Source organism: Streptomyces halobius (assembly GCF_023277745.1).
GTDB classification, from domain to species: domain Bacteria; phylum Actinomycetota; class Actinomycetes; order Streptomycetales; family Streptomycetaceae; genus Streptomyces; species Streptomyces halobius.
The window spans coordinates 121,652-147,225 of record NZ_CP086322.1 but is presented as its reverse complement, the minus strand read 5'-3'; the positions used below and the strand labels follow the sequence as shown (position 1 = coordinate 147,225).

Genomic DNA, 25,574 nt, shown 5'->3' with positions numbered 1-25,574 from the left:
ATGAGCGCGGAAAGCACCGACCCACAGCAGGAAAAGCTCGTTCAGTACCTGAAGCGGACGGCCGTCGAGCTCAACGAGACCCGAACCCGGCTGCGGGAGTTCGAGGACCGTGCGAACGAGCCGCTGGCGATCGTCGGCATGAGCTGCCGCTACCCCGGCGGCATCACCTCGCCGGGCGAACTGTGGGACCTCGTCGCCTCGGGCCGCGACGGAATGTCCGGGCTGCCGACCGACCGCGGCTGGGACCTGGAGCGGCTCTACGACCCGGACCCCGACCAGCTCGGCACGTCCTACTCCCGCATCGGCGGGTTCGTCGACACCGTGCCCACGTTCGACGCGGACTTCTTCGGAATCAGCCCGCGTGAGGCGCTGTCGATGGACCCGCAGCAGCGACTGATGCTGGAAGGGGCCTGGGAGGCGTTCGAGGACGCGGGCATCGACCCGACGTCACTGCGCGGCAGCGACACCGCCGTCTTCTGCGGCGTCGGCCCCTCGGACTACGCGGCAGCTCCCGCCGGCAGCCTGCCCCAGATCGAGGGGCTCCGGCTGACCGGATCGACGACGAGCGTGGTATCGGGACGGGTCTCCTACGCCTTCGGCCTCGAAGGCCCCTCGGAGTCGGTGGACACGGCGTGCTCCTCCTCCCTGGTGGCCCTGCACCTGGCCGCACAGTCGCTGCGCTCCGGCGAGTGCTCGCTGGCGCTGGTCGGCGGCGTGACCGTGCTCGCCGGACCCACCCTGTTCGTCGACTTCAGCCGTCAGCGGGGCCTGGCCCCCGACGGCCGGTGCAAGGCGTACGCGGCGGACGCGGACGGCACCGGCTTCTCCGACGGCGTCGGCCTGATCGTGGTGGAGCGGCTGTCGGACGCACGCCGCAACGGCCACCACGTCCTTGCCGTGGTGCGCGGCAGCGCGGTCAACCAGGACGGGGCGTCCAACGGCCTCACCGCGCCGAACGGCCCCGCGCAGGAGCGGGTCATCCGCCAGGCCCTCACCAACGCAGGGCTCAGCCCCGCCGACGTGGACGCGGTCGAGGGCCACGGCACCGGCACCACCCTCGGCGACCCCATCGAGGCCCAGGCACTGCTGGCGACATACGGCCGCGAACGGACCAACGGACCCCTGCAGCTGGGGTCGATCAAGTCCAACATCGGCCACTCCTCGACCGCGGCCGGAGTCGCGGGCATCATCAAGATGGTGCAGGCCATGCGGCACGGAATGCTGCCGCCGACCCTGCACGTGGACACGCCGACCCCGCACGTCGACTGGGCGTCGGGCGAGGTCGAACTGCTCACCGAGGCACGTCAGTGGCCCGCATCCGAGCGAGTGCGGCGCGCGGGCGTCTCCTCGTTCGGCGTCAGCGGCACCAACGCCCACGTCATCCTCGAAGAGGCACCGGCCGAACAGCACGCCCCCGCCCAGCAGGCCGCTGCCCCGCTGCCTTCGGTACCGGTACTGCTCTCCGCGCGGAGCCGGGCCGCACTGCGAGAGCAGGCCGAGCGGCTCCGTACCCACCTGACCGCACGGCCCCAGGTCTCCCTGCTGGACACCGGCTTCTCCACGGCGACGACGCGCGCACAGCTCGACCGGCGGGCCGTCGTCGTCGCGGCGGACCGCGACGAGCTGCTCTCCGCGCTGACCGCGCTCGCCGCAGGCGAACCCGCCGACGGCGTGGTCGAGGGCCGCGTGGCGGAAGGCAAGCCGGTCTTCGTGTTCCCCGGGCAGGGCGCCCAGTGGGCGGGCATGGCCGTCGAACTGCTGGACTCCTCCCCGGTGTTCGCCGAGCAGATCGCGCAGTGCGCCCTGGCCCTGTCGCCCTTCGTGGACTGGTCGCTGCAGGACGTGCTGCGCTCCGCCGAAGGCGCACCCGCGCTGGAGCGGGTGGACGTGGTCCAGCCCGCACTGTGGGCGGTGATGGTCTCGCTCGCCGAGCTGTGGCGTTCCTACGGCGTCGAGCCGTCCGCCGTGCTCGGGCACTCCCAGGGTGAGATCGCCGCCGCGTGCGTGGCCGGAGCGCTGTCCCTGCAAGACGGTGCGCGGGTGGTGGCGCTGCGCAGCAGACTGGTGCTGGAGCGCCTCGCCGGACACGGCGGCATGGTGTCCGTGGCGCTGCCCATCGAGCGCGTCGAAGAACTGCTCGCCCCCTACGAGGGGCGCGTCTCGGTCGCCGCCGTGAACGGCCCGGCCGCGGTGGTGATCGCCGGAGAGCCCGCAGCGCTGGACGAGATCATCGCGGCGTGCGAGCAGGACGAGATCCGGGCCCGCCGGGTGAACGTGGACTACGCCTCGCACTCGACGCAGGTCGAGGCGATCGAGACCGAGCTGCTGGAAGTGCTGGCACCGGTGCGCCCGACATCGGCGCGCATCCCCTTCTACTCAGCCGCACGGGGCGAGTTCGTCGACGGCGAAGTGCTGGACGCCGCCTACTGGTACGGCAACCTGCGCGGTCGGGTCGGGTTCGAGCCCGCCGTCCGGGCACTGGCCGCAGGCGGCGCCGGCTGCTTCGTCGAAGTATCCCCGCACCCGGTGCTGGCGATGGCCGTGGAAGAGACGATCGCCGCGCACGACGCCGACAGCCAGGCCGCGGTGGTCGGCTCGCTGCGCCGGGACGAGGGGGACCTGCGGCGGTTCCTGCTGTCGCTGTCCGAGGCGCACACCGCCGGAGTCCCCGTCGACTGGTCCGAGCTGTTCGCGGGCACCGGTGCGCAGCACACCGGCCTGCCCACGTACGCGTTCCAGCGCGAGCGGTTCTGGCTGACGCCGCAAACCGGTGCGGGGGACGCCTTTGTGGCGGGACTGAGCCAGGTCGACCATCCGGTCCTGACCGCGGCCGTGCCGGTCGGCGATCGCGACGAGTGGGTGTTCACCGGCCGCATCTCCGCGGACAGCCAGACCTGGACCCGCGACCACGCCGTGCTCGGCACGGTGATCGTCCCGGGCATCGCACTGGTCGAGATGGCACTGACCGCCGGCCGCGAGGCGGGCTGCGCCGTGGCGGACGAAATGGTGCTTCAGGCACCGCTGGTGCTCGCCGACGACGCGGCGCGTCAGGTCCAGATCACCATCGGCCGGGCTGATGCCGACGGCCGCCGCGAGGTGGCGATCTACTCGCGCCGGGAGACCGACGACGACCAGCGGCAGCAGGCCACCTGTCACGGGCGCGGCCGGCTCGCCCCCGAGACCACCGTGCCCGCGCTCGCGCCGGCCGCCGACTGGGCGGCCCAATGGCCGCCGACGGGTGCCCAGGCCGCGTCGGTGGACGTGCTCTACGCGGGCATGACGGACCTCGGATACGACTACGGGCCGGTGTTCCAGTGCGTGCGCGCCGCATGGCGTCTGGGACACGAGGTCTACGCGGAGATCGCGCTGCCGGACGGCGCCGACAACGCCGGGTTCGGCGTCCACCCGGGGCTGCTCGACGCCGCCATGCACGGCGGCCTGCTGGAGAAGGAGCCGGGCAACTCGGTCGTCCTGCCGTTCTCCTGGTCCGGTGTACGGATCGGCGGGGGCGGAGCGACCGGCGCCCGGGTGCGGCTCTCCCCGGCCGGCGACTCCACGCTGCGCGTCGACGTCGTCGACGCGTACGGCGAGTCGGTGCTGCACATCGACAAACTCGTCTTCCGCGCGGTCGACCCCGCGCAGCTTCACAGCGCCACGGGGACCGGCGACCCGCTGTACCGGATCGACTGGGCCGAGGTCACCGTGCCGAAGGGGGCCGGGCGGGTCACCATGCTCGGCGAGGAGTTCACGGACCTGGACGCGCTGGAGCAGGCGATCGCCGACGGCGCGAACACACCGGACGTGGTCGTCGCCGAGATGCCGGCGCCCGGGAACGCCGGCGCGGACGCCGCGCGTGAGACCGCCGTCCGGGCACTGGAACTGGTGCAGCGGTGGCTGAACGGCGAGCGAATGGGCGACGCGCGGCTGGTCGTGGCGACGCGCGGCGGCATCGCGGTGGGCGACGAGCCGGCGGACGTGGCGTCGGCCCCGGTGTGGGGCCTGGTGCGCAGCGCGCAGTCGGAGCACCCCGGACGGTTCGTGGTGGTCGACACCGACACCGGCACCGGCGACGCACCGGACTGGGCGGCGCTCGTGGCCGCGGACGAGCCGCAACTCGCGCTGCGTGACGGCCGGGTGCTCGCGCCGAGGCTCGGCCGGGCACCCGCGGGCCCGTCAGGCGACGCGTGGCGGCTGACCAGCGCGCGGAAGGGTTCGCTGGAGGACCTGGCGCTCACTCCGTCGGAAGGCGGCAGGCCACTGGGCGCGGGCGAGATCCGCGTCGGCGTGCGCGCCGCCGGACTGAACTTCCGGGACGTGCTGATCGCACTCGGCCGGTACCCGGACGAGGCGCCGCTGGGCAGCGAGGCCGCGGGCGTCGTACTCGAAGTCGGCGCCGATGTGACCGATCTGGCGCCCGGCGACCGGGTGTTCGGGTTCATCCCGGAGGGCTTCGGCCCGCTGGCCGTCGCCGACCGCAGGACGGTCGTGCCGATGCCCGCAGACTGGTCGTTCACCGAGGCGGCATCGGTGCCGGTGGCCTACCTCGCCGCGTACTTCGGCCTGGTCGACCTGGCCGGTGTGCGCGCGGGCGAGCGGGTGCTGGTGCACGCCGCGGCGGGCGGGGTCGGCATGGCCGCGGTGCAGCTGGCCACCCACCTCGGCGCGGAGGTCTACGCCACCGCGAGCCCGCACAAGTGGGACGCGGTGCGTGCGCTCGGCGTACCGGAAGAGCGGATCGCCTCGTCGCGCGACCTCGGCTTCCGGGACGCCTTCCTGACCGCGGCCGGCGGCCTCGACGTGGTGCTCAACGCGCTCGCGGGCGAGTTCGTCGACGCGTCGCTCGACCTGCTGCCGAACGGCGGCCGGTTCGTCGAGATGGGCAAGGCGGACCTCCGCGACCCGCACACCGTGGCCGCCGCGCACACCGGGGTGCGGTACCAGTCGTTCGACCTGTTCGACGCCGGCATGGACCGGCTGCAGGAGATGCTGACCGAGATCACCGCGCTGTTCGAGCGGGGCGCGCTCACCCACGCACCGCTCCGGGCCTGGGACGTCCGCGATGCCGGCGCGGCCTTCCGGTTCCTGCGCGAGGGCCACAACACCGGCAAGGTCGTCCTCACGGTACCGGCGCCGATCGACCAGAACGGCACGGTCCTGATCACCGGTGGTACGGGTGGTCTGGGCGCGCTGGTCGCCCGGCACCTGGCCGCCGGGCACGGTGTGCGGCATCTGCTGCTGGTCAGCCGGCGTGGTCCGGCGGCCGAGGGGGCAAAGGAGCTGACCGCTGAGCTGGAGGCGCTCGGCGCCCAGGTGCGGGTCGCCGCGTGCGACGTGGCGGACCGTGGCCAACTCGCCGCACTCCTGGACGGGTTGGACTACCCGCTCACGGCGGTCGTGCATGCCGCGGGGGTGCTCGACGACGGCGTGATCGAGTCGCTGACCTGCGAGCGGGTGGCGAACGTGATGCGGCCGAAGGTCGATGCGGCGCTGCATCTGCACGAGCTGACCGCCGACCTGGACCTGTCGGCGTTCGTGCTGTTCTCCTCGGTCGCCGCGCTGATCGGCAGCCCCGGACAGGCCAACTACGCGGCGGCCAACGCCACACTGGACGCGCTGGCGCACCAGCGGCGCGCTGCCGGGCTGCCGGCCAGTTCGCTGGCCTGGGGCCTGTGGGCCGACGCCACCGGCATGACCGGTCACCTCGACGCGGCCGAGCTCGCACGACTGGAGCAGCTGGGCGTCGGGGCGCTGCCGGTCGAACTGGGCCTGGAACTGTTCGACCAGAGCCTGTCCACGAGCGCGGCGCTGCTGGCGCCGGTCAAGCTCGACCCGGCCGCCCTGCGCACCCAGGCTCGCGCGGGCCTGCTGCCGCCGCTGCTGCGCGGGCTGGTGCGCGCGCCCGCCCGCCGTCCGGCGGCGAGCGGATCGCTCGCGCAGCGGCTCGCCCAAGTCGCCGAGGACGACCGGCACCAGGTCGTACTCGACCTGGTGCGCACGCAGGTCGCGTCCGTACTGGGACACGCGTCGGCGGACGCGATCGAGGACGGCCGGGCGTTCAAGGAACTCGGATTCGACTCGCTGAGCGGGGTCGAACTGCGCAACCGGCTCACCCAGGTCACCGGTCTCCGACTGCCCGCGACCCTCGTGTTCGACCACCCGAACCCGACGGCAGTCGCACGGATGCTGCTCGCCGAGCTCGCGGCCGTCGAGGCGCCCCGCCCCGTGGTGCGGGCCGGGCCGCAAGCGGCGGACGCCGACGAGCCGCTCGCGATCGTGGGCATGAGCTGCCGCTACCCCGGCGGCGTGACCTCCCCGGAAGACCTGTGGGAGATGGTCGTGTCCGGCAAGGACGCCATCTCCGAGCTGCCGGGCGACCGCGGCTGGGACCTGGAACGGCTCTACGACCCGGACCCGGACCAGCCGGGGACCCTGTACACCCGCGGTGGCGGCTTCATCGACGGGGTCGGCGACTTCGACGCGGAGTTCTTCGGGATCAGTCCGCGTGAGGCCCTCGCCATGGACCCGCAGCAGCGGTTGCTGCTGGAAGCAGCATGGGAGGCGATCGAGAGCGCCGGGGTCGACCCGACGTCACTGCGCGGCAGTGACACCGGTGTGTTCACCGGCGCGGTCACCTCGGACTACGGCGCGGCGCAGCTGCGGGAGATGGACGGCTACTTCCTGACCGGCACCACCACCAGCGTGGTGTCCGGACGCGTCGCCTACAGCCTCGGCCTGGAGGGCCCCGCCGTATCCGTCGACACGGCGTGCTCGTCCTCGATGGTCGCCCTGCACCTGGCTTCGCAGGCGCTGCGCTCCGGCGAGTGCTCGATGGCACTGGTCGGCGGCGTGTCGGTGATGACCGCGCCGCACCTGCTGGTCGACTTCAGCCGGCAACGGGGTCTGGCCCCCGACGGCCGGTGCAAGGCGTACTCGGCACAGGCGGACGGCACCGGGTTCGCCGACGGCCTCGGGCTGCTGGTGGTGGAGCGGCTGTCGGACGCGCGCCGCAACGGTCACCGTGTGCTGGCCGTCGTGCGGGGCAGTGCGGTGAACCAGGACGGTGCCAGCAACGGGCTGACGGCGCCCAACGGTCCGTCGCAGGAGCGGGTGATCCGGGCGGCCCTGGCCGGTGCCGGGCTGTCGCCGTCCGACGTGGACGCGGTGGAGGGCCACGGCACGGGCACCGTCCTGGGCGACCCGATCGAGGCACAGGCGCTGTTGGCGACCTACGGCCAGGAGCGGGCGGACGACCCGCTGTGGCTGGGCACGATCAAGTCCAACATCGGACACTGCTCCGCGGCGGCCGGTGTAGCCGGTGTGATCAAGATGGTGATGGCCATGCGGCACGGGGTGCTGCCGCCGACACTGCACGCCGACGAGCCGTCGCCGCACGTGGACTGGGAGTCGGGCGCGGTCGCGCTGCTTACCGAGGCGCGTCAGTGGCCCGCCTCGGACCGGCCGCGTCGCACGGGCGTCTCGTCGTTCGGCGTCAGCGGCACCAACACGCATGTGATCCTTGAGGAAGCCCCCGCGGAAGAAGCGGTCGAGTCCCCGGTGGAGCGGCCGGCGGGCGCGGTGCCCGTACTGCTGTCGGCCCGCAGCGGTGCGGCGCTGCGGGCGCAGGCGGAGCGGTTGCGGGCCCATCTGGTCGCGCGGCCGGAACTGTCCGTCGCGGACGTCGCGTTCTCGACGGTGACGTCGCGCGCGTTGCTGGATCACCGGGCGGCACTGGTGGCCGCTGAGCGCGATGAGCTGCTGACCGTGTTGGCCGCGCTCGCCGGCGGCGAATCCGCTGCCGCGGCCGTCGAGGGCCATGCGATCGCGGGCGGGACCGCGTTCCTGTTCTCGGGTCAGGGTGCGCAGCGGGTTCGGATGGGGCTGGATCTGGCGGAGAGGTTCCCGCTGTTCGGTGCGGTGTTGGACGAGGTGTGTGCGCAGGCTGATCCGCACTTGGGGCGGTCGTTGCGGGAGGTGCTCGCCCAGGGTGGTGAGGTGCTGGACTCGACGCGGTTCACGCAGGTGGCGTTGTTCGCTGTCGAGGTGGCGCTGTTCCGGCTGGTGGAGTCGCTGGGGATCCGCCCCGACTACCTGATCGGGCATTCGGTGGGTGAGATCGCCGCCGCGCATGTGGCGGGGGTGTTGTCGTTGGCGGATGCGGTGGAACTGGTGGTGGCGCGTGGGAGGTTGATGGGGGCGTTGCCTGCTGGTGGGGCGATGGTCGCGGTGCAGGCCGGTGAGGATGAGGTCGCCGAGTCGCTGGCCGGGTTCGAGGGCCGGTTGGACATTGCGGCGGTGAACGGTCCGCGTGCGGTGGTGGTGTCGGGTGACCGGGAGGCGGTGGGGGAGTGGCTGCCGCGGTGGGACGGTCGTAGGACGACGTGGTTGCGGGTGTCGCATGCGTTCCACTCGCCGTGCATGGAGCCGATGTTGGAGGAGTTCCGTGCGGTCGCTGAGGGGTTGTCGTTCGCCAGGCCGCGTATCCCCCTGGTGTCGAACGTGACCGGGCAGTTGGTGGCGGAGTTCGACGCGGAGTACTGGGTGGGGCATGTGCGTCGGGCGGTGCGCTTCGCCGATGGTGTGCGGACGCTGTGGGGTGTGGGGGTGCGCCGTTTCCTGGAGTTGGGTCCGGATGCGGTGTTGACCGCGATGGCCCGCCAGAGTCTGGAGGGTGAGTCCGGTGGGGTGTTCCTTCCGGTGCTGCGGGGCGGGCACCCGGAGGTGGAGACCTTCGCACGGTTTGTGGGCCAGGCGCACAATGCGGGTGCGGAGGTGGACTGGGCGGCGTACTACGCCGGTACCGGTGCCCGGCGCGTCGAACTACCCACCTACGCCTTCCAACGAGAGCGGTACTGGCTCACCACCGGCGCGGGCACCGGCGACGTCGCCGCGGCCGGCCTCGGCTCGGTCAAACACCCGATCCTGGTGGCGGCCACGCAGCTCGGGAACCGTGACGAGTGGCTGTTCAGCGGCCGCCTGTCCACCGACACCCAGCGGTGGACCCAGGACCACGTCGTACAGGACGTGACGATCGTTCCCGGCACCGCACTGGTCGAACTGGCCCTGGCAGCGGGTGCACGCACCCACTGCCAGGCGCTCGCCGAACTGGTCGTGGAGGCCCCCCTGCTGCTGGAGGACGGGGTCGCACGGCAGGTCCAGGTCACCGTCGGACCGGCGGATGACAACGGCCGCCGCGAGGTCGCCATCTACACCCGCCCGGAGAACAGCGGGGACGACGCGTTGGCGGAGACCACCTGTCACGCCCGAGGTCTCCTCGCACCGGAGGCCGAGCCCATAGCAGCGCAGTGGGCCCTCTCATGGCCGCCCGCGGGCGCCGAGGAGGCGTCGGTCGACGAGCTCTACGCCGGCATGTCCGACCTCGGCTACGACTACGGGCCCGCCTTCCGGAGCGTCAGGACCGTGTGGCGCGTCGGCGACGAGGTGTTCGCCGAAGTGGCGCTGCCGGACGACACCAGCGGCGAAGGGTTCGGGATCCACCCGGCCCTGTTCGACGCCGCCATGCACCCCAGCCTGCTGCAGCGGGGCGACGACCAGACCGCCCTGCTGCCGTTCTCCTGGTCGCACATACGCCTCGGCACGACCGGGCTGTCCCGGGTCAGGTCACGCGTCACGACGCAGGAAGGCACCGGGCTCCGGGTCGACATCGTCAGCGAGCAGGGCGAGCCGGTGCTGAGCATGGACCGGCTGTACATGCGCCCGTTGGAGGCGGCGCAACTGGTGGACGGGGGCCGGGCCCAGCGCAACTCGCTGTTCGAGGTCGACTGGAGCCAGGTTTCGAGCGCGTCGGCAACGGCACGGGTGGCGGTCCTTGGCCAGGAGTTCGCCGACCTGGACGCACTGGAGCAGGAGCTCGCCTACGGTACGCAGACGCCGGACGTGGTCGTCGCCACCGTCACCACGCAGCCCGGCGACGGCCCTGAGGCCGTGCGGGACGCCGTGGCCGAAACGCTCGACCTGGTCCAGCGGTGGCTGGCCGTCGAGTCGCTGACCGGCGCACGACTGATCGTGGCGACCCACGGGGCCCTCGCGGTCGGCGACGAGACACCGGACCCCGTCCAGGCAGCGGTGGGCGCTCTGGTGCACAGCGCGCAGGCCGAATACCCGAAACAGTTCGTCCACGTGGACGTGCCCGACACCGAATTCCCCGACTGGGCCGCGGTGGCCGGTGTCGACGAGCCGCGGATCGCGGTGCGCGACGGCCGCACCCTCGCACCCCGACTGGCACGAATCCAGGCCGTGCCGGACGCGGTGCCCGCCTTCGACGGCACGGTCCTGGTGACCGGTGGCACGAGCGGTCTGGGCGCGGTGTTCGCCAGGCACCTGGTGGAGCGGCACGGCGCCGGGAACCTGCTGCTGGTCAGCAGGAGCGGTGCGATGGCCGAGGGGGTGGACGAGCTGGTGGCCGAGTTGGAGCAGCTCGGCGCCCGCGTGCGGGTCGCGGCGTGCGACGTCGCCGACCGGGAGCAGGTCGCCGCACTGCTGGCATCGCTGGACGAGCCGCTGACCGCGGTCGTGCACGCGGCCGGTGTGCTGGACGACGGCGTGGTCGGGTCGCTGACCGCCGAGCAGGTCGAGCGGGTGATGCGGTCGAAGGTCGATGCGGCGTGGCATCTGCACGAACTGACCGCGGGGATGGACCTGTCCGCGTTCGTGCTGTTCTCCTCGGCCGCGGCGGCGATCGGCAGCCCCGGCCAGGCGAACTACTCGGCGGCCAACGCCGCGCTCGACGCGCTCGCCGCGCGCCGGCACGCCGCAGGACTCCCGGCCACCTCGCTGGCGTGGGGACTGTGGTCGGACACCACCGGGATGGCCGGCAGGATGGCCCAGGCCGATGTCGCCCGTCTGGAAGCAATGGGCCTGCGCCCGCTGTCCATCGAGCTCGGCCTGGGGCTGTTCGACCAGGCGCTCGGACTGGACGCTCCGGTGCTCGTTCCGGTGCAGCTGGACCGGGCCGCACTGCGGCGCCAGGCATCGGCCGGGACGCTGCCCGCTCTGCTGCGCGGCCTGGTGCGCGGCTCTGCCGGCGGGCAGACGAGCCAGTCGCTCGCCGTCCGCCTCGCGGGCGTGGCCGAGGCCGACCGGCTCCGGATCGTGCTCGAGCTGGTGTCGGCCCAAGTCGCCGTGGTGCTCGGCCACGGTTCGGCCGAGGCGATCGAGCCGGAGCGTGAGCTTCAGGACCTGGGCTTCGACTCGTTGAGCGCGGTGGAGCTGAGCACTCACCTCAACAAGCTCACCGGACTGCAGCTCGACGGCACGCTCGCCTTCGACCACCCGACGCCGCAGGCCATCGCGGAACACCTGCTCACCCTGGTGGCCCCGGAGATCGAGGCCAACGGCCTGGTGCGCGGCTCTGCCGGCGGGCAGACGAGCCAGTCGCTCGCCGTCCGCCTCGCGGGCGTGGCCGAGGCCGACCGGCTCCGGATCGTGCTCGAGCTGGTGTCGGCCCAGGTCGCCGTGGTGCTCGGCCACGGTTCGGCCGAGGCGATCGAGCCGGAGCGTGAGCTTCAGGACCTGGGCTTCGACTCGTTGAGCGCGGTGGAGCTGAGCACTCACCTCAACAAGCTCACCGGACTGCAGCTCGACGGCACGCTCGCCTTCGACCACCCGACACCGCAGGCCATCGCGGAACACCTGCTCACCCTGGTGGCCCCGGACGCCGGGACGAGCCAACCGGCGGCAGACGCGCAGCTGTCGGAGGAGGACGAGATCCGGGCGATGCTCGCCTCGATCCCGGTCGAGGACCTGCGCGAGACCGGCCTGCTGGAGACGCTGCGCGACCTGGCGGCCGTCGTCCAGGTCCCCACGGGCGGCTGACGTGCCGTAACGGACCCGACCGGACCACACGCCACATCTACGAGGGGTCACCACGCAATGGACACCCGCAACACCACCACAGCCGAGACCGAACCGAAACGGCCCGCAGTTCCCGCATCCAGGGTCCGGGGCCCCAAGACGACCACGATGATGCAGTACGTGCAGCTGTTCCGCCGGCCCGGCGAATACATGATGGACTGCCGCCGCAAGTACGGAAAACAGTTCGAACTGAAGGTCTTCCCCGGCTACAAGCTCTACGTGCTGTCGGACCCCGACGACGTGAAGCAGATGTTCCTCGCTCCGAGCGACGTCCTGCACACCGGGACGGGAAGCGCCTCGCTGGAGAAGTTCTTCGGCCAGACAGGACTGGCCTGGCTGGACGAGAAGGAACACCTCGCCCGGCGCAAGCAGATCATGCCGTCGGTACGCGGCAGCGCACACCAGCGGACGGAGGAATCCGTCCGGCAGATGGCCAAGGAGTCCGTGGCCCGCTGGCCACGCAACAAAGCCGTCGCACTCCGCCCGTACGTGCACAAGTTCACCATCGAGGTGATCCGCGAGGTCGTCTTCGGCAAGCACGTCCCCTCCTGCTGGGACGAGCTGTTCAAGGTCATCTGGGACATGCTGAAGCTGAATTCGAGCGTCGCGACGATGATCGAGACGCACGAGATGTCACCGTTCGGCGTGAAGCTGCTCAGGGCGATCCGGCCGCTGGGCCTCGACCGCTTCTTCAAACAGCGGGACCGCTGTGACGAACTGCTCGCCCAGGCGATCGCCGAGCGCGTGGAGTCGGGCGAGCCCGGCGACGACATGCTCGCCGTGATGCTCGGCATGACCACGGACAACGGCTCGCCGCTCAGCGCCGTCGAGCTACGGGACGAGATCATGACCATGTTCGTCGCCGGCACCGAGACCACCGCCGCGGCCATCTGCTGGTCGCTGGAGCACCTGACCCGTGAACCGGCCGTCTTCAAGCGGCTCCTCGCCGAGATCGACGAGACCGGCAGCGACGAGTACCTCACGGCCACGGTGTACGAGGCGCTCCGCCGGTGCCCGCCGAACCCGCACATCATCCCCCGTGAGGTCATCAAACCGATCGAGATCGGCGGGGTGCGCTACGAGCCGGGCAGCATGGTCTGGGCGAGCGCCTACCTGGTGCACCACGACCCGAAGGTCTACCCGGACCCCTACGCGTTCCGCCCCGAGCGGTTCCTCGGCTCCAAGCCCAGTACCTCCGCCTGGATTCCGTTCGGCGGCGGCCGCGTCCGCTGCCTCGGCGACCGGATCGCGATCGTGGAGATGAAGGAGGTGCTCCGCGAACTGCTGACCACGTGCGACCTGCACCGCCCGGACATGAGACCGGAGATCCCGGTCGGCCGGTCCGTCACCATGACGCCGAAGCGCGGTGCTCGCCTGGAGCTCCGGCCCCGGACCCACCGGGCCCGGCGCGTGACGGAGGCCGATGGCTAGCACGGCCGGCGCAGCGCGGGGCCCCGCCACGGTGGTTGCCGTCGCATGAAGAGGTCGATACAGCGATTTCGGACGGATGAAGCACATCGGATGAGAATCCCGAACGCCGAATACACCGACAGGCCTTGGCGCATCCACGAGTTCACCCAGGACTTCGAAGTGGAGGATGTGTGGGCGCTGCCGACGCCCGGCGGGCCGGACGAACTCGCCCGGTTCGTACGGGGGTTCACAGCGGACGACGACGAGGAGAACTCACGCTTCATCATCCGAAACCTCTTCAGACTCCGCTGGACGCTTGGCCGGCTGCTCGGATGGGACAAGGAGAGCCAGGGCCTGGGGCATCGCGTGCAGACCATCCGGGGCAGGCTCCCGGCGGACCTCCGCGACGGGCCGCGCGGCCCGGACTTCGAGTCGGTCCCGTTCATCGCCGTCTACCAGACGGACACCGAGTACGTGGCCGAGCTCGCCAACCGGATGGTGCACACCTTGATGCACATCGGCTGGGTCCCGGACCAAAAAGGCATGTACTACGCCCAGATGACGTCGCTGTGGAAGCCCAACGGACTGCTCGGGCACGCCTACAGGACCGGCGGCAAGCCCTTTCGGCGCGTACTCGTCTACCCCCAGCTGCTCCGGGCGATCGGCAAGAACTGGCCGCAGTACACCTGATCGGCAACACCGTGGTCTCGCGACCACGACACATTCGACAGCTCAGAGAAGAGACGAGGCTTTCCCGCGATGACTTCCCTGCCAGGTTGGAATTTCGACACGTTCGCCGAAGGAATCCGGGCGGCCGGCATGGCCGAACCGCCGGTGTCCAAAGTGATTCCCGGGCCGGTGCACGGCACCGACCGGATGATCACCAATCTCGCATCGGTGAACTTCCTGGACCTCCAGCGCCGCGAAGACGTGATGCGGGTCCTCCTCGACGCCACGAAGCAGTACGGCCTCGCCACCGGTGGCAGCCGCATCCTCCAGGGCGTCACGCCCGCGCACGTCGACATGGAGCGGACGATCGCGGATTACCTCCAGAAGGAGTCGGCGATCAGCTTCGCGACCGGAACGCTCGCGAACATCGGATTCATGAGCGCGATGGCGGGCACGCAGTCGCTCATGAAGGGCCTGTCGATGGTGAACCGAGACGTCGTCTTCGTCTTCGACCGGGACGCGCACTGGTCGCTGTGGAAGTCCGCGGAGAGCCTGAAGTTCGGCGAGCGGCTGTTCTCGTTCGAGCACAACTCGGTCGAAAGCCTTGAGGCCATCCTCAAGAAACTGCAGGGCAAGCGCGTGGTCGTCGTGTTCGAGTCGGTGTACTCGATCGACGGAGTGGTCGCGCCGATGCACGAGATCGTCGACGTGTGCGAGAAGTACGGCGCTCTGTCCTACGTGGACGATGCGAACGGCTTCCTGGTCTACGGTCCCGCGCACCGCAAGTTCCACCAGGAGTACCAGGGACTGCTCCGGTCCACCTTCATCATGGTGTCCCTGAAGAAGGCCGTCGGCCTTGAGGGCGGCCTGATCGCAGGGCCCCGGGACGCCATCGCCGCCTTCGAACTGCTCTCGGGGGCCAGCGCGTTCACCGCTGGAGTACTGGCCCCCGCGGCGGCGGGCACGACCTACATCACCAAGCTCCTCACCGAGCAGGAGCCCGAGATCGTCGACAACTACCTCGCGAAGGTAGCCGACTTCCGCAAGCGGCTGACCGACGAGGAACTGCCGATCACGGACACCGAGACCTGCTTCACCTCGCTCGTCGTCGGCGACGAGCACAAGTGCCTCAGGCTCTTCGGCGCCTTCCTCGAACACGACATCCGGGTCCCTCCCTACGTGTACCCCGCCGCCCGGCGCGGTCAGGCCGTGCTGCGCATCATCCTCAACGCGTCGCACACCGACGAGCAGCTGGACCACTTCATCGAGGTGTCGAAGAAGCTGCGGGAGCAGAAGCTGTTCTGACACCACCGAGTTCGAAACAGAAGTCAACGCGCGTGCTCACTGGGCTGGGAGAGGTCTGAACCGATGAAGGGAAACAAAGCCGAGGCGACTGCTGGACCGATCGGTCCCGGGACGCACGCCGTCGTGACCGGCGGCTCCAGCGGGATCGGCCTGGCCACGGCCAAGATGCTGGCCGCCAGGGGCGCGCGCGTCTCACTGATGGCGCGCACCGCCTCACGGCTGGACGAGGCCGCGGCGCAGCTCACCAGGAGCGGAGCTCAGGTGGCCACGGCCGCCGCGGACGTGACCGACCAGGGCGCGGTGGACGAGGCGGTCGCTCAGCTGACCGCCAGGCAGGGGCCGTGCGACATATTGGTCACCTCGGCGGGCATCACCGAGGCCGGCTACTTCCAGGAACTGGAAGACGGAGCTTTCCGCGACGTCATGGAGACCGACTACTTCGGCACGCTGTGGCCCATCCGGGCCATCGCGCCGTCGATGATCGAGCGTCGGCGCGGGACCATCATCGGCGTGTCCGCGGTCGTCGGAATGGCCGGCACCTTCGGCTACACGGCCGTCAGCCCGGCGAAGTTCGCCGTACGCGGCCTGCTGGAGGCAATGCGCGGCGAACTGAAGCCGTACGGCCTGCACATCGGCTACATGTGCCCGCCCGATGTGGACACACCGCACTACGCCTATGAACGGCCGCGGCTGCCGATCGAGACCAAGGAATTCTCCAAAGCCATGAAGCTGATGCCGGCCGAGCAGGTGGCTGCCGGGATCCTCCGCCTCATCGAACGCCGCAAGACACGGATGGTGCCCGGCACGGTGAACCGGATGGGCGCGGCCTTCTCCGTGATATTTCCCAGTGCGCTCGACTGGTTCGTCGACCGCACGGTCCGCAAAGTACACCGCGATCGACCCGTCGGATACGTATCCGCGCGTGAAGTACGCGAACCGTAGAAGTTCCATCGTGGCGATGCTGCTGTACGGGATAGGAGACTGAGGAAACGTGAAACAGGGCGAGCGAAGGTCCGATGGCCAGGGGGAACAGGCCATCGCCGTTGTCGGCATGTCGTGCCGGGTCCCAGGGGCCGGCGATGTCCAGGCCTTCTGGCGGCTGCTCCGCGACGGAGTGGACGCCCTCACCGACGCCCCCGCGGACCGGTGGTACGACGTCCCCGACCTGGCGCCGTACCGCAAAGGCGGCTTCCTCGACCGGGTAGCCGACTTCGATGCCGCGTTCTTCAACATCTCCCCGCGCGAGGCCGTGGCCACCGACCCGCGCCAGCGCCTGGCACTGGAGCTCGGCTGGGAGGCGCTGGAAGACGCCGGCCTGGTGCCGGAGGAACTGCGCGGCAGCGACACCGCGGTCTTCCTCGGAGCCGCGGGCGACGACTACGCGGCGCTGGTGCAGCGCTACGGAGCGGACGCGGTGTCCCACCACTCCCTGGCCGGACTGAGCCGAGGGGTGATCGCCAACCGGGTCTCCCACACGTTCGGTTTCCACGGACCCAGCCTCGCCGTGGACACCGGCCAGTCGTCCTCACTGGTCGCCGTGCACATGGCGTGCGAGAGCCTGCTGTCGGGTGCGGCCCGGCTGGCACTGGCCGGTGGCGCTCACCTGAACCTGGTGCCGCAAAGCACCCTGGCCTTCGCCCGTGCGGGCGCGCTCTCCCCCGACGGCCGCAGCCACACGTTCGACGCCCGCGCCAACGGATTCGTCCGTGGCGAAGGCGCGGGCATGGTCGTCCTCAAGCGACTCCAGGACGCGATCGCCGACGGCGACCCGATCAGCTGTGTGCTGCTCGGCGGCGCGGTGAACCACGACGGCGACGACCAGGCCCTGACCGTGCCGAGCAGCCAGGCGCAGCAGACGCTGCTGCGGCAGGCGTACGCCAGGGCCGGCGTGGATCCCGGGCACGTGCGGTACGTCGAACTGCACGGCACCGGCACGCGGGTGGGCGATCCGATCGAGGCGAGCGCGCTGGGGTCGGTGCTCGGCCCGGGCCGCGACTCCGGGCAACCACTGCTCGTCGGATCGGTGAAGACGAACATCGGGCATCTGGACGCCGCGGCAGGTGTCATCGGACTGATCAAGGTCGCGTTGTCGATCCAGCACGGCGCTCTTCCGGCGAGCCTCAACTTCACCGAGCCGAACCCGGCGATCCCGATGGAACAGTGGAACCTGGAGGTCAACACCAGCACCGGCCCCTGGCCGCAAGGACCGGACGGCGGCCCGGGGATCGCGGGTGTCAGCTCCTTCGGAGTGGGCGGCACGAACTGCCACTTCGTCGTCGCCGCGCCCCCTGCCGCGCCCACGCGGGAACCGGCAGTACACCCCTCACGCCCGGTTCCGGTCGTGCTCTGCGGCACGTCCCCCGAAGCGTTGCGGGCCCAGGCCCGACGGCTGCGGGACTGGGTGGCGGCCGACACGGACCTGCACCCGGTGGATGTCGGCCACTCCACGGTCACGACGCGGTCGGCGCTGTCCGACCGCGGTGTCGTCGTGGCCGCGGACCGCACCGAACTGCTGGACGGCCTGGCCGCGTTGGCGTCCGGTGAACCGGCGGGCAACGTGGTGGAGGGCTCGGTCACCCCCCGATCCGGTGTGGTGTGGGTCTTTCCCGGACAGGGCGCCCACTGGGTGGGAATGGCCCTGGAACTGTGGGACTCCTCGCCCGTGTTCGCCGCCCGGATGAACGAGTGCGAGCGGCTGCTCGGCGACATGGTCGACTGGTCGCTGCGGGACGTACTCGGCGACGAGGCCGCGCTGGAGCGGATGGACGTGGTGCAGCCCGCGCTGTTCGCGGTGATGATGTCACTGGCCGAGATGTGGCGGTCGGCAGGCCTGGTGCCCGACGCCGTCATCGGCCACTCCCAGGGCGAGGCCGCCGCGGCGTGCGCCGCGGGCATCATCTCCCTCGCCGACGGGCTGCGACTGGCGACCCGCCGCAGCCAGGCCATCAACGCGGGCATCTCCGGCCGCGGGATGATGGTGTCGCTGGCGATGCCCGCCGAGCAGATGGCGAAGGAGATCGCCGGGCGGGACGGGGTTTCGATCGGAGCGGTCAACGGCCCCAACGCCGTGGTCATCTCCGGTGAGATCGCGGCGGTGAGCGCGGTCAAGGCCGACTGCGAGTCCCGCGGCATCCGCACCAAGGTGATCCCGATCGACTACGCGTCCCACTCCGCGCAGGTGGAGTCGATCCGGGACGAGATACGCGCGAGCGCCGACGGCATCGCGACGACCGACAGCGGTGTGGCGTTCTTCTCCACGGTGATGGCAGGCCGGATGGACGTGGCCGATCTGGATGCCGAGTACTGGTACCGGAACCTTCGTGAGCCGGTGCGCTTCGCCGATACCGTCGCGGCGCTGGCCGACGCGGGACACCGTGTGTTCGTGGAGGTCAGCCCGCAGCCCGTGCTGACCACGTCCATTCAGAGCATCGTGGACGACGTGGTGGTGCAGGGCACGCTGCGCAGGCACGAGGACCAGCCGCGACGCCTGCTGCGGTCGATGGCCGAGCTGTACACCAAGGGTGTCGCAGTGGACTGGCGGCCGCTGTTCGAGGGTGCCGCCCGCATCCCGCTCCCCACCTACGCGTTCCAGCGGGAGGCCTTCTGGGTCTGCGGACAGCGCGTCGACCCGCACCTGCCCCTGCCGCTGGAGACCACGACAACGGCGCCCGCGGCAGCGGAGCCGGCAGCGGGGACGACCGCCCCGCTGACCGAACAGAGCCTGCGCGCGCTGGTCCGCTCCCACGCGGCGGCCGTGCTCGGACTGGCCGACGCCACCTCGGTCGGCCCCGACAGCACGTTCAAGGAACTCGGCTTCGACTCGGTGACGGCGGTGGAGCTGAGCAACCGGCTGACCCGAGCGGCCGGACTGCAGCTGCCGACCTCGCTGATCTTCGACCACCCGACCCCGAACGCGGTGGTACGGCACATGCACGACCAGCTGTCCGGGCCGGGCCCGCACGAACACGCGATCGAGGCCGCCGGATCCACTGCCGTCGACGAGCCGATCGCGATCATCGGCATGGGCTGCCGGTACCCCGGGGGCGTGGTGTCCCCGGAGGACCTCTGGCAGCTGGTGACCGACGGCGCCGACGCGATCACGCCCTTCCCCGACGACCGGGGATGGCCGGCGTCCGACGCGGACTACACCCGGCTCGGCGGATTCCTGCACGACGCCGGCGACTTCGACGCGGGCTTCTTCCGCATCAGCCCGCGCGAGGCGCTGTCCATGGACCCGCAGCAGCGGCTGGTCCTGGAGGTCGCCTGGGAGGCGCTGGAGCGCGCCGGGCAGGACCCGGCCGCGCTGCGCCGGAGCCGGACCGGTGTCTTCCTGGGCGCCATGGGCCAGGACTACCTGCCGCGCCTGTCCGAGGTGCCAAAGGACCTGGCCGGACATGCCCTGACCGGAGGCGCGTCCAGCGTGGTCTCCGGCCGCCTCGCCTACACCCTCGGCCTTGAGGGCCCGGCCGTGACCGTGGACACCGCGTGTTCGTCGTCGCTGGTGGCATTGCACATGGCCAAGCAGTCCCTGCGGTCGGGCGAGAGCTCTCTCGCGCTGGCCGGGGGTGTGACGGTCATGTCGACACCCGGCATGTTCGTCGAGTTCTCACGGCAGGGCGGGCTCGCCGGCGACGGCCGCTGCAAGGCGTTCGCCGACTCCGCCGACGGCACCGGCTGGTCCGAGGGCGTGGGCGTGCTGGTGCTGGAGCGGCTGTCCGACGCCCGGCGCAATGGCCACCGGGTGCTGGCCGTACTGCGCGGCAGCGCCGTCAACCAGGACGGCGAGAGCAACGGCCTCACCGCGCCGAACGGCCCCGCGCAGGAGCGGGTGATCCGGCAGGCGCTGACGAACGCCGGCCTGTCCCAGGCGGACGTCGACACGGTCGAGGCCCACGGCACCGGCACCCGGCTCGGCGACCCGATCGAGGCGCAGGCGCTGCTGGCGACCTACGGAAAGGAGCGGCCTCAGCCGCTGTGGCTGGGGTCGCTCAAGTCGAACATCGGGCACACACAAGCCGCCGCGGGGGTGGCCGGCGTCATCAAGATGATCATGTCGATGCGGCACGGCGTGCTGCCCCGGACACTGCACGCCGACACACCGACGCCGCACGTCGACTGGTCCACCGGCGCGGTGGAGCTGCTGCGCGAGCAGCGCGCGTGGCCGCGGGTGGACCGGCCCCGCCGGGCGGGCGTGTCCTCCTTCGGGATCAGCGGCACCAACGCGCACGTGATCCTCGAACAGGCGGACGCCGACGAGTCGGCCGGTGCCGACACGGCGCCTGCGGAGGTCGTGCCCTGGCTGGTGTCGGCGCGCACGGCCTCGGCCCTGACGGCGCAGGCGCAACGACTGCGGGACGCGGTCTGCCAGGACCAGGCGCCCCACGTCGCCGACGTCGCGGCAACCCTGATCACCGGCCGCACGGTCCTGGACCACCGCGCGGTCGTGCTCGGCACCGACCGGGCGGAACTACTGTCCGGACTGGACGCGTTGGCGACCGAGCAGCGCACGACAGGCCTGATCACCGGAGCCGTCGGCGGTGTGCCGGACGTCGGCGTCCTGTTCTCCGGGCAGGGCAGCCAGCGCCTGGGCATGAGCCGGGAACTGGTGCGGCACTTCCCCGTGTTCGCCGAGGCATGGAACGCGGCCTGCGCCGCACTCACGCCGTTGCTGGACCACTCGATCGACGAGGTGGTGGCCGCTGAGCCCGGCTCGGACCTGGCCGCGCTGCTCGACGAGACCGCGATGACGCAGCCGGCACTGTTCGCCTTCGAGGTGGCGGCGTTCCGGTTGCTGGAGTCGCTCGGCATCGTCCCGGCCGTCCTGGTAGGACACTCGATCGGCGAGCTGGCCGCGGCGCACGTGGCGGGTGTGTTCTCCCTCGCCGACGCGGCGCGACTGGTGGCCGCCCGCGGCCGGCTGATGCAGGCGCTGCCCCGCGGCGGGGCCATGGTGGCCGTCCAGGCACACGAGGACGAGATCCGCGAGGCGATCGAGGACCACCAGGAGTCCGTCCGCATCGCCGCGGTGAACGGTCCACTCGCGACGGTGATCTCCGGTGACCAGGACACGGTCTGGGACATCGAGTCGACGTTCTCCGGTGCCGGGCACAAGACCCGGCGCCTTCGGGTCTCACACGCCTTCCACTCACCGCTGATGGAGCCGATGCTGGCGGAGTTCGAGCAGGTGGCGCAGTCGGTGTCGTACGCCGCGCCGCGCCTGCCCGTCATCTCGAACGTGACCGGAGTCCTGGCGGACGGTGAACTGGCGCAGCCGGAATACTGGGTGCGCCACGTGCGTGAGACGGTGCGCTTCGCCGACGGCGTGCGCGCCGCGGTGGCGGCCGGGGCCGGGGTGTTCGTCGAGGTCGGACCGGACGGCGTGCTGTCCGCCATGGCCCAGGAGACCCTGGCGCAGGCCGCGCCGGAGGTGACCGCGGTGCCGATGGTGCGCACGTCGCGGCCGGAGCCCCGCTCGCTGGCCGAGGCACTCGCCCGACTGCACGTCGCGGGCGTCGCGGTGGACTGGCCGGCCTACCTCGCGGCTGTCGGTGTCACCGGGCGACAGACCGACCTGCCCACCTACCCCTTCGAACGGCAGCGGTACTGGGTGCGGCCACAGCCGCCGAGCGGCGACGTCACCGGCGCCGGACTCACCGCGATCGACCACCCGTTCCTCGCGGCAGCCACCGACGTCGCAGTCGGTGACCAGATCGTCCTCAGCGGACACCTCGCACCGGCCGCCGACGCGTGGCTGGCCGACCACCGCATCTTCGGCGGCGTGGTGTTCCCCGGGACGGCCTACGTCGACATGGCCAAGCAGGCCATGGACATAGCCGGGTGCGGCCGGATCGAGGAACTCACCCTGCAGGCCCCGCTGACGCTGACCAGCAACGCCGTTGAGCTACAGGTCACTGTCGGTGCCGCGGACGACACCGGCCGGCGGGAGATCGGAATCCACTCGCGGGCAGCGGGGGCGCGGTCGTGGACCCGGCACGCCACCGGTGTCCTCGCGGCCGATCCGCCTCCCGCACCACAGGCCGCGCCGGACGCGTGGCCGCCGCCGGGGAACGAACCGGTCGAGCTGGAGGCCTTCTACCCCCAGCTCGCGGATCGCGGCTACGGGTACGGGTCCGCGTTCCAGGGCCTGCGCGGCCTGTGGTGCTCCGGTGACGAGGCGTACGGCGAGATCCGGCTCCCCGACGACGTGCCGCACGCCTCGTCCGGATGTGCCGTGCACCCTGCGTTGTTCGACGCGGCACTGCACCCGGTCCTCCATCTGCTTGCCGGGCCGGACCAGGAGCGGACGCTGCTGCCCTACGCCTGGTCCGGGGTGTCGTTCCACGCACGTGGCGGCACAACGCTCCGGGTCCGGACGGCGCGGATCGGCGTCAATGAGGTGTCGCTGCGGATCACCGGGCCCGATGGCGCGCCGGTCCTGTCCGTCGAGTCGTTGTCCCTGGTGCCCGCGTCAGCCGACCAGCTGGCCGCCCTCGCGGCGGCGGACTCCCTGTTCACCCTGGACTGGACGCCGCTGACGGACACGACCGGCACGAGCCAGGCGGATGCCGAGGTCACCCACGTGACGGCGAGTGCGGGCGCGGACCTGCCCGCGTCGGCCCGGGCCACCGCGCACGAGCTGCTCGGCCGGGTGCGGACGTGGCTTGAGGACGGGACCCGGCGGGTGATCGTCACCCGCGGCGCGGTCGCCGTCGGCGAGGACGAGACGCCGGACCTGGCGCTCGCGCCGGTGTGGGGCCTGATGCGGTCCGTGCAGGCCGAACACCCGGACCGGTTCGTCCTGGTGGACAGCGACGGTGACGAGGCGTCGACGGCCACACTGGCGACGCTGGACCTGTCCGAGCCGCAGGTGGCCATCCGCCGCGGCGTGGCGTACGTGCCGCGCCTGGCTGCCGCTCCGGCAGCCACCGCCGACCCTCCGAAGTGGACCGAAGGCACGGTGCTGCTCACCGGCGCCACCGGCGGGCTGGGTGCGTTGTTCGCCCGGCACCTGGTGACCGGGCACGGGGCGCGACGCCTGCTGATGCTCAGCCGGCGCGGTCCGGCCGCGCCGGGGGCGAACGAACTGGCCCAGGAGCTGACGGCGCTCGGTGCCGAGGTCGTGCAGGCCGCCTGCGACGTGTCCGACCGCGGCGCGCTGGCCGCGGAGCTCGCGCGGATCCCGGCACAGGCGCCGCTGACCGCGGTCGTGCACCTGGCGGGCGTGCTGGACGACAGCAGCGTGGAGACCATGACGTCGGAGCAGCTCGACCGGGTCTTCGGGCCGAAGGCCGACGCCGCCTGGCACCTGCATGAGCTGACGAAAGATCAGGAACTGGCGGCGTTCGTCCTGTACTCCTCCATCGCCGGTACGTTCGGCACAGCCGGCCAGGCGAACTACGCGGCTGCCAACACGTTCCTGGACGCGCTGGCCGCCCACCGTCGCGCGTCCGGCCTGCCCGCGGTCTCGCTCGCCTGGGGCCCGTGGGAGCTGGGCATGGCGGGCGAGCTCGGCGGGGCCGACCTCTCGCGGCTGCGACGTGCCGGGTTCGTGCCCGTGCCCGCCGCTACCGGGACCGCGCTGTTCGACACCGCGCTGGGCCTGGACACCTCGCTGGCCGTGCCGGCCGTGATCGACCGGGCGGCGTTGCGGGAGCGGGAAACCGTGCACGCGCTGTACCGCGGCATGGTCACGCCGCGGCGCCGGAAGGCCGAGCAGAGCGGCGAGCCGACGCTCGTGCGGCAGCTGGCCGACCTGCCGCCGAAGGAGCGGACGGACAAGGTGCTGGAGCTGCTGCTGTCCACTGCGGCCCTGGTACTCGGGTACCCGTCCGCAGACAATCTTGATGCCGGGATGTCGTTCCAGGACATCGGGTTCGACTCCCTGAGCGGCGTGGAGTTCCGCAACCACGTCAAGAAGGACACCGGCGTGGACATTCCGGCGGCGATCATCTTCAACTACCCGACGCCGGCGGCACTGGCGGTTCACCTGAGGGATCGGTTGTTCGGCGAGGAGGAGCCGGAGCCCGAGGGACCGGACGCCGAGACGGCGGTAGGGGACGAACTGGACGAGGAGATCGACGACTTGGACATCGAGGACCTCATCCAGCGGACGCTGTCCGACTGAAGGGCAGGCCGGCGAGGCAGACGACCTCAAGACGTGCGCCGCCTCGCTCGCGATGAACCCGGCGCGGCTGAGGAACGGCCGACGCGCTGCCCCGCGGAGCCGGGGCCGTACGCGCTCCCCTGCGGAGCGTCACCACCGTCCGCCCGGCCGGAGGCGGCCTTGGCGGTGCCCCGCCGCATCGGCCCGACACCACCATCTCGCCCGCCCGACACGACCGACACGACAGTGACCACCAGACCACCGAACGAGAGGAACCAGATTCATGGCACAGACAGGTGACCGAAACAGCCTGTGGATACGGGGAGTGGGGCCCGCGACGCACAAGGACACGCGCGTTCGCCTGGTGTGCTTCCCGCACGCGGGCGGCGCGGCATCGTTCTACCACCCCCTGGCGACCGAGGTGGGCCAGGCCGCCGAAGTGCTGGCCGTGCAGTACCCGGGGCGTCAGGACCGCCGCGGCGAACCGGCGTGCGTGACCATCGCCGAACTCGCCGACCACGTCCACGACGAGATCCAGGCATGGACGGACCGGCCCCTGGTGTTCTTCGGGCACAGCATGGGCGCGGTCATCGCCTACGAGGTCACCCGCCGCATGCAGCGGCAGGGCGAACACAGCCCACTGGGAATGATCGTCTCCGGCCGCCGCGCCCCGTGCCTGCCTTTCCCGGCGCGGAACGTACACCAGCATGGCGACGCCGCCCTGATCGAGGAGCTGCGGCGGCAGAGCGGAACCGCGGCCAGTCTCCTGGAGGACAAGGAGGTCGTGCGGATGATCCTGCCCTCGCTGCGCGGCGACTACCGTGCGATCGAGACCTACCGCCACCAGGAAGGCCCCGAACTCACCTGCCCCATCACGGCGATGACCGGACGCCAGGACCCAGGCGCCACCGAGGAGCAGGTACGCGCCTGGAGGAACCACACCCACGCCGCCTTCGAGCTGCGGCTCTTCCCCGGCGGCCACTTCTACCTCAGCGACCGGTGGGACGCGGTCGGCGAGGCCGTCCGCGACTGCCTCACCACATTCGCCCACCCGGTGGCCACCCACTGAACCGCCGCTCCTCTCTGCGCCCGTCGACGATGAATCCGTGGCCGGACGCACCCACACCCAACGGGGCCGGCCTCTTTCGAGGCCGGCCCCGTCCATGCCTCCGGGTGCTGGATGACCGCGTGTTCCACAACAGCACGGCAATGCCCG

7 protein-coding genes are annotated in these 25,574 nt (G+C 71.5%); all 7 read left to right on the top strand.

Annotated features, from left to right (window positions below; translation table 11 throughout):
* Entirely contained in the window at positions 1-11,832 is an 11,832-nt protein-coding gene (locus K9S39_RS00655; RefSeq protein WP_248861347.1) for a type I polyketide synthase, read from the top strand.
* A gap of 57 nt (positions 11,833-11,889) precedes the next feature.
* Positions 11,890-13,302, top strand: a complete 1,413-nt coding sequence (locus tag K9S39_RS00650; RefSeq protein ID WP_248861346.1) for a cytochrome P450 — start codon at positions 11,890-11,892, stop codon at positions 13,300-13,302.
* Between the two features lie 90 nt (positions 13,303-13,392).
* Positions 13,393-13,971: a DUF2867 domain-containing protein gene (locus K9S39_RS00645; RefSeq protein WP_248861345.1), complete on the top strand. Its 579-nt coding sequence runs from the start codon at positions 13,393-13,395 to the stop codon at positions 13,969-13,971.
* 69 nt (positions 13,972-14,040) lie between these two features.
* The gene (locus tag K9S39_RS00640) at positions 14,041-15,255 is read left to right on the top strand and encodes an aminotransferase class I/II-fold pyridoxal phosphate-dependent enzyme (RefSeq protein WP_248861344.1); all 1,215 of its coding nucleotides are present in this window, start codon (positions 14,041-14,043) and stop codon (positions 15,253-15,255) included.
* A 63-nt stretch (positions 15,256-15,318) separates the two neighbouring features.
* On the top strand, positions 15,319-16,197 hold the full coding sequence (locus tag K9S39_RS00635; protein WP_248861343.1) for an SDR family oxidoreductase: 879 nt from the start codon (positions 15,319-15,321) through the stop codon (positions 16,195-16,197).
* Positions 16,198-16,246: 49 nt separating this feature from the next.
* Positions 16,247-24,379 (top strand): type I polyketide synthase, encoded by an 8,133-nt coding sequence (locus K9S39_RS00630; protein ID WP_248861342.1) that lies wholly within the window; start codon positions 16,247-16,249, stop codon positions 24,377-24,379.
* Positions 24,380-24,641: 262 nt separating this feature from the next.
* On the top strand, positions 24,642-25,427 hold the full coding sequence (locus K9S39_RS00625; RefSeq protein ID WP_248861341.1) for a thioesterase II family protein: 786 nt from the start codon (positions 24,642-24,644) through the stop codon (positions 25,425-25,427).
* Positions 25,428-25,574 lie beyond the last annotated feature (147 nt).

Bases quoted from the DNA above. Each gene is read 5' to 3' on its own strand.
- K9S39_RS00650 (WP_248861346.1), top strand. From the start codon at position 11,890: ATGGACACCCGCAACACCACCACAGCCGAGACCGAACCGAAACGGCCC.
- K9S39_RS00635 (WP_248861343.1), top strand. From the start codon at position 15,319: ATGAAGGGAAACAAAGCCGAGGCGACTGCTGGACCGATCGGTCCCGGG.
- K9S39_RS00625 (WP_248861341.1), top strand. From the start codon at position 24,642: ATGGCACAGACAGGTGACCGAAACAGCCTGTGGATACGGGGAGTGGGG.
- K9S39_RS00640 (WP_248861344.1), top strand. From the start codon at position 14,041: ATGACTTCCCTGCCAGGTTGGAATTTCGACACGTTCGCCGAAGGAATC.
- K9S39_RS00645 (WP_248861345.1), top strand. From the start codon at position 13,393: ATGAGAATCCCGAACGCCGAATACACCGACAGGCCTTGGCGCATCCAC.
- K9S39_RS00655 (WP_248861347.1), top strand. From the start codon at position 1: ATGAGCGCGGAAAGCACCGACCCACAGCAGGAAAAGCTCGTTCAGTAC.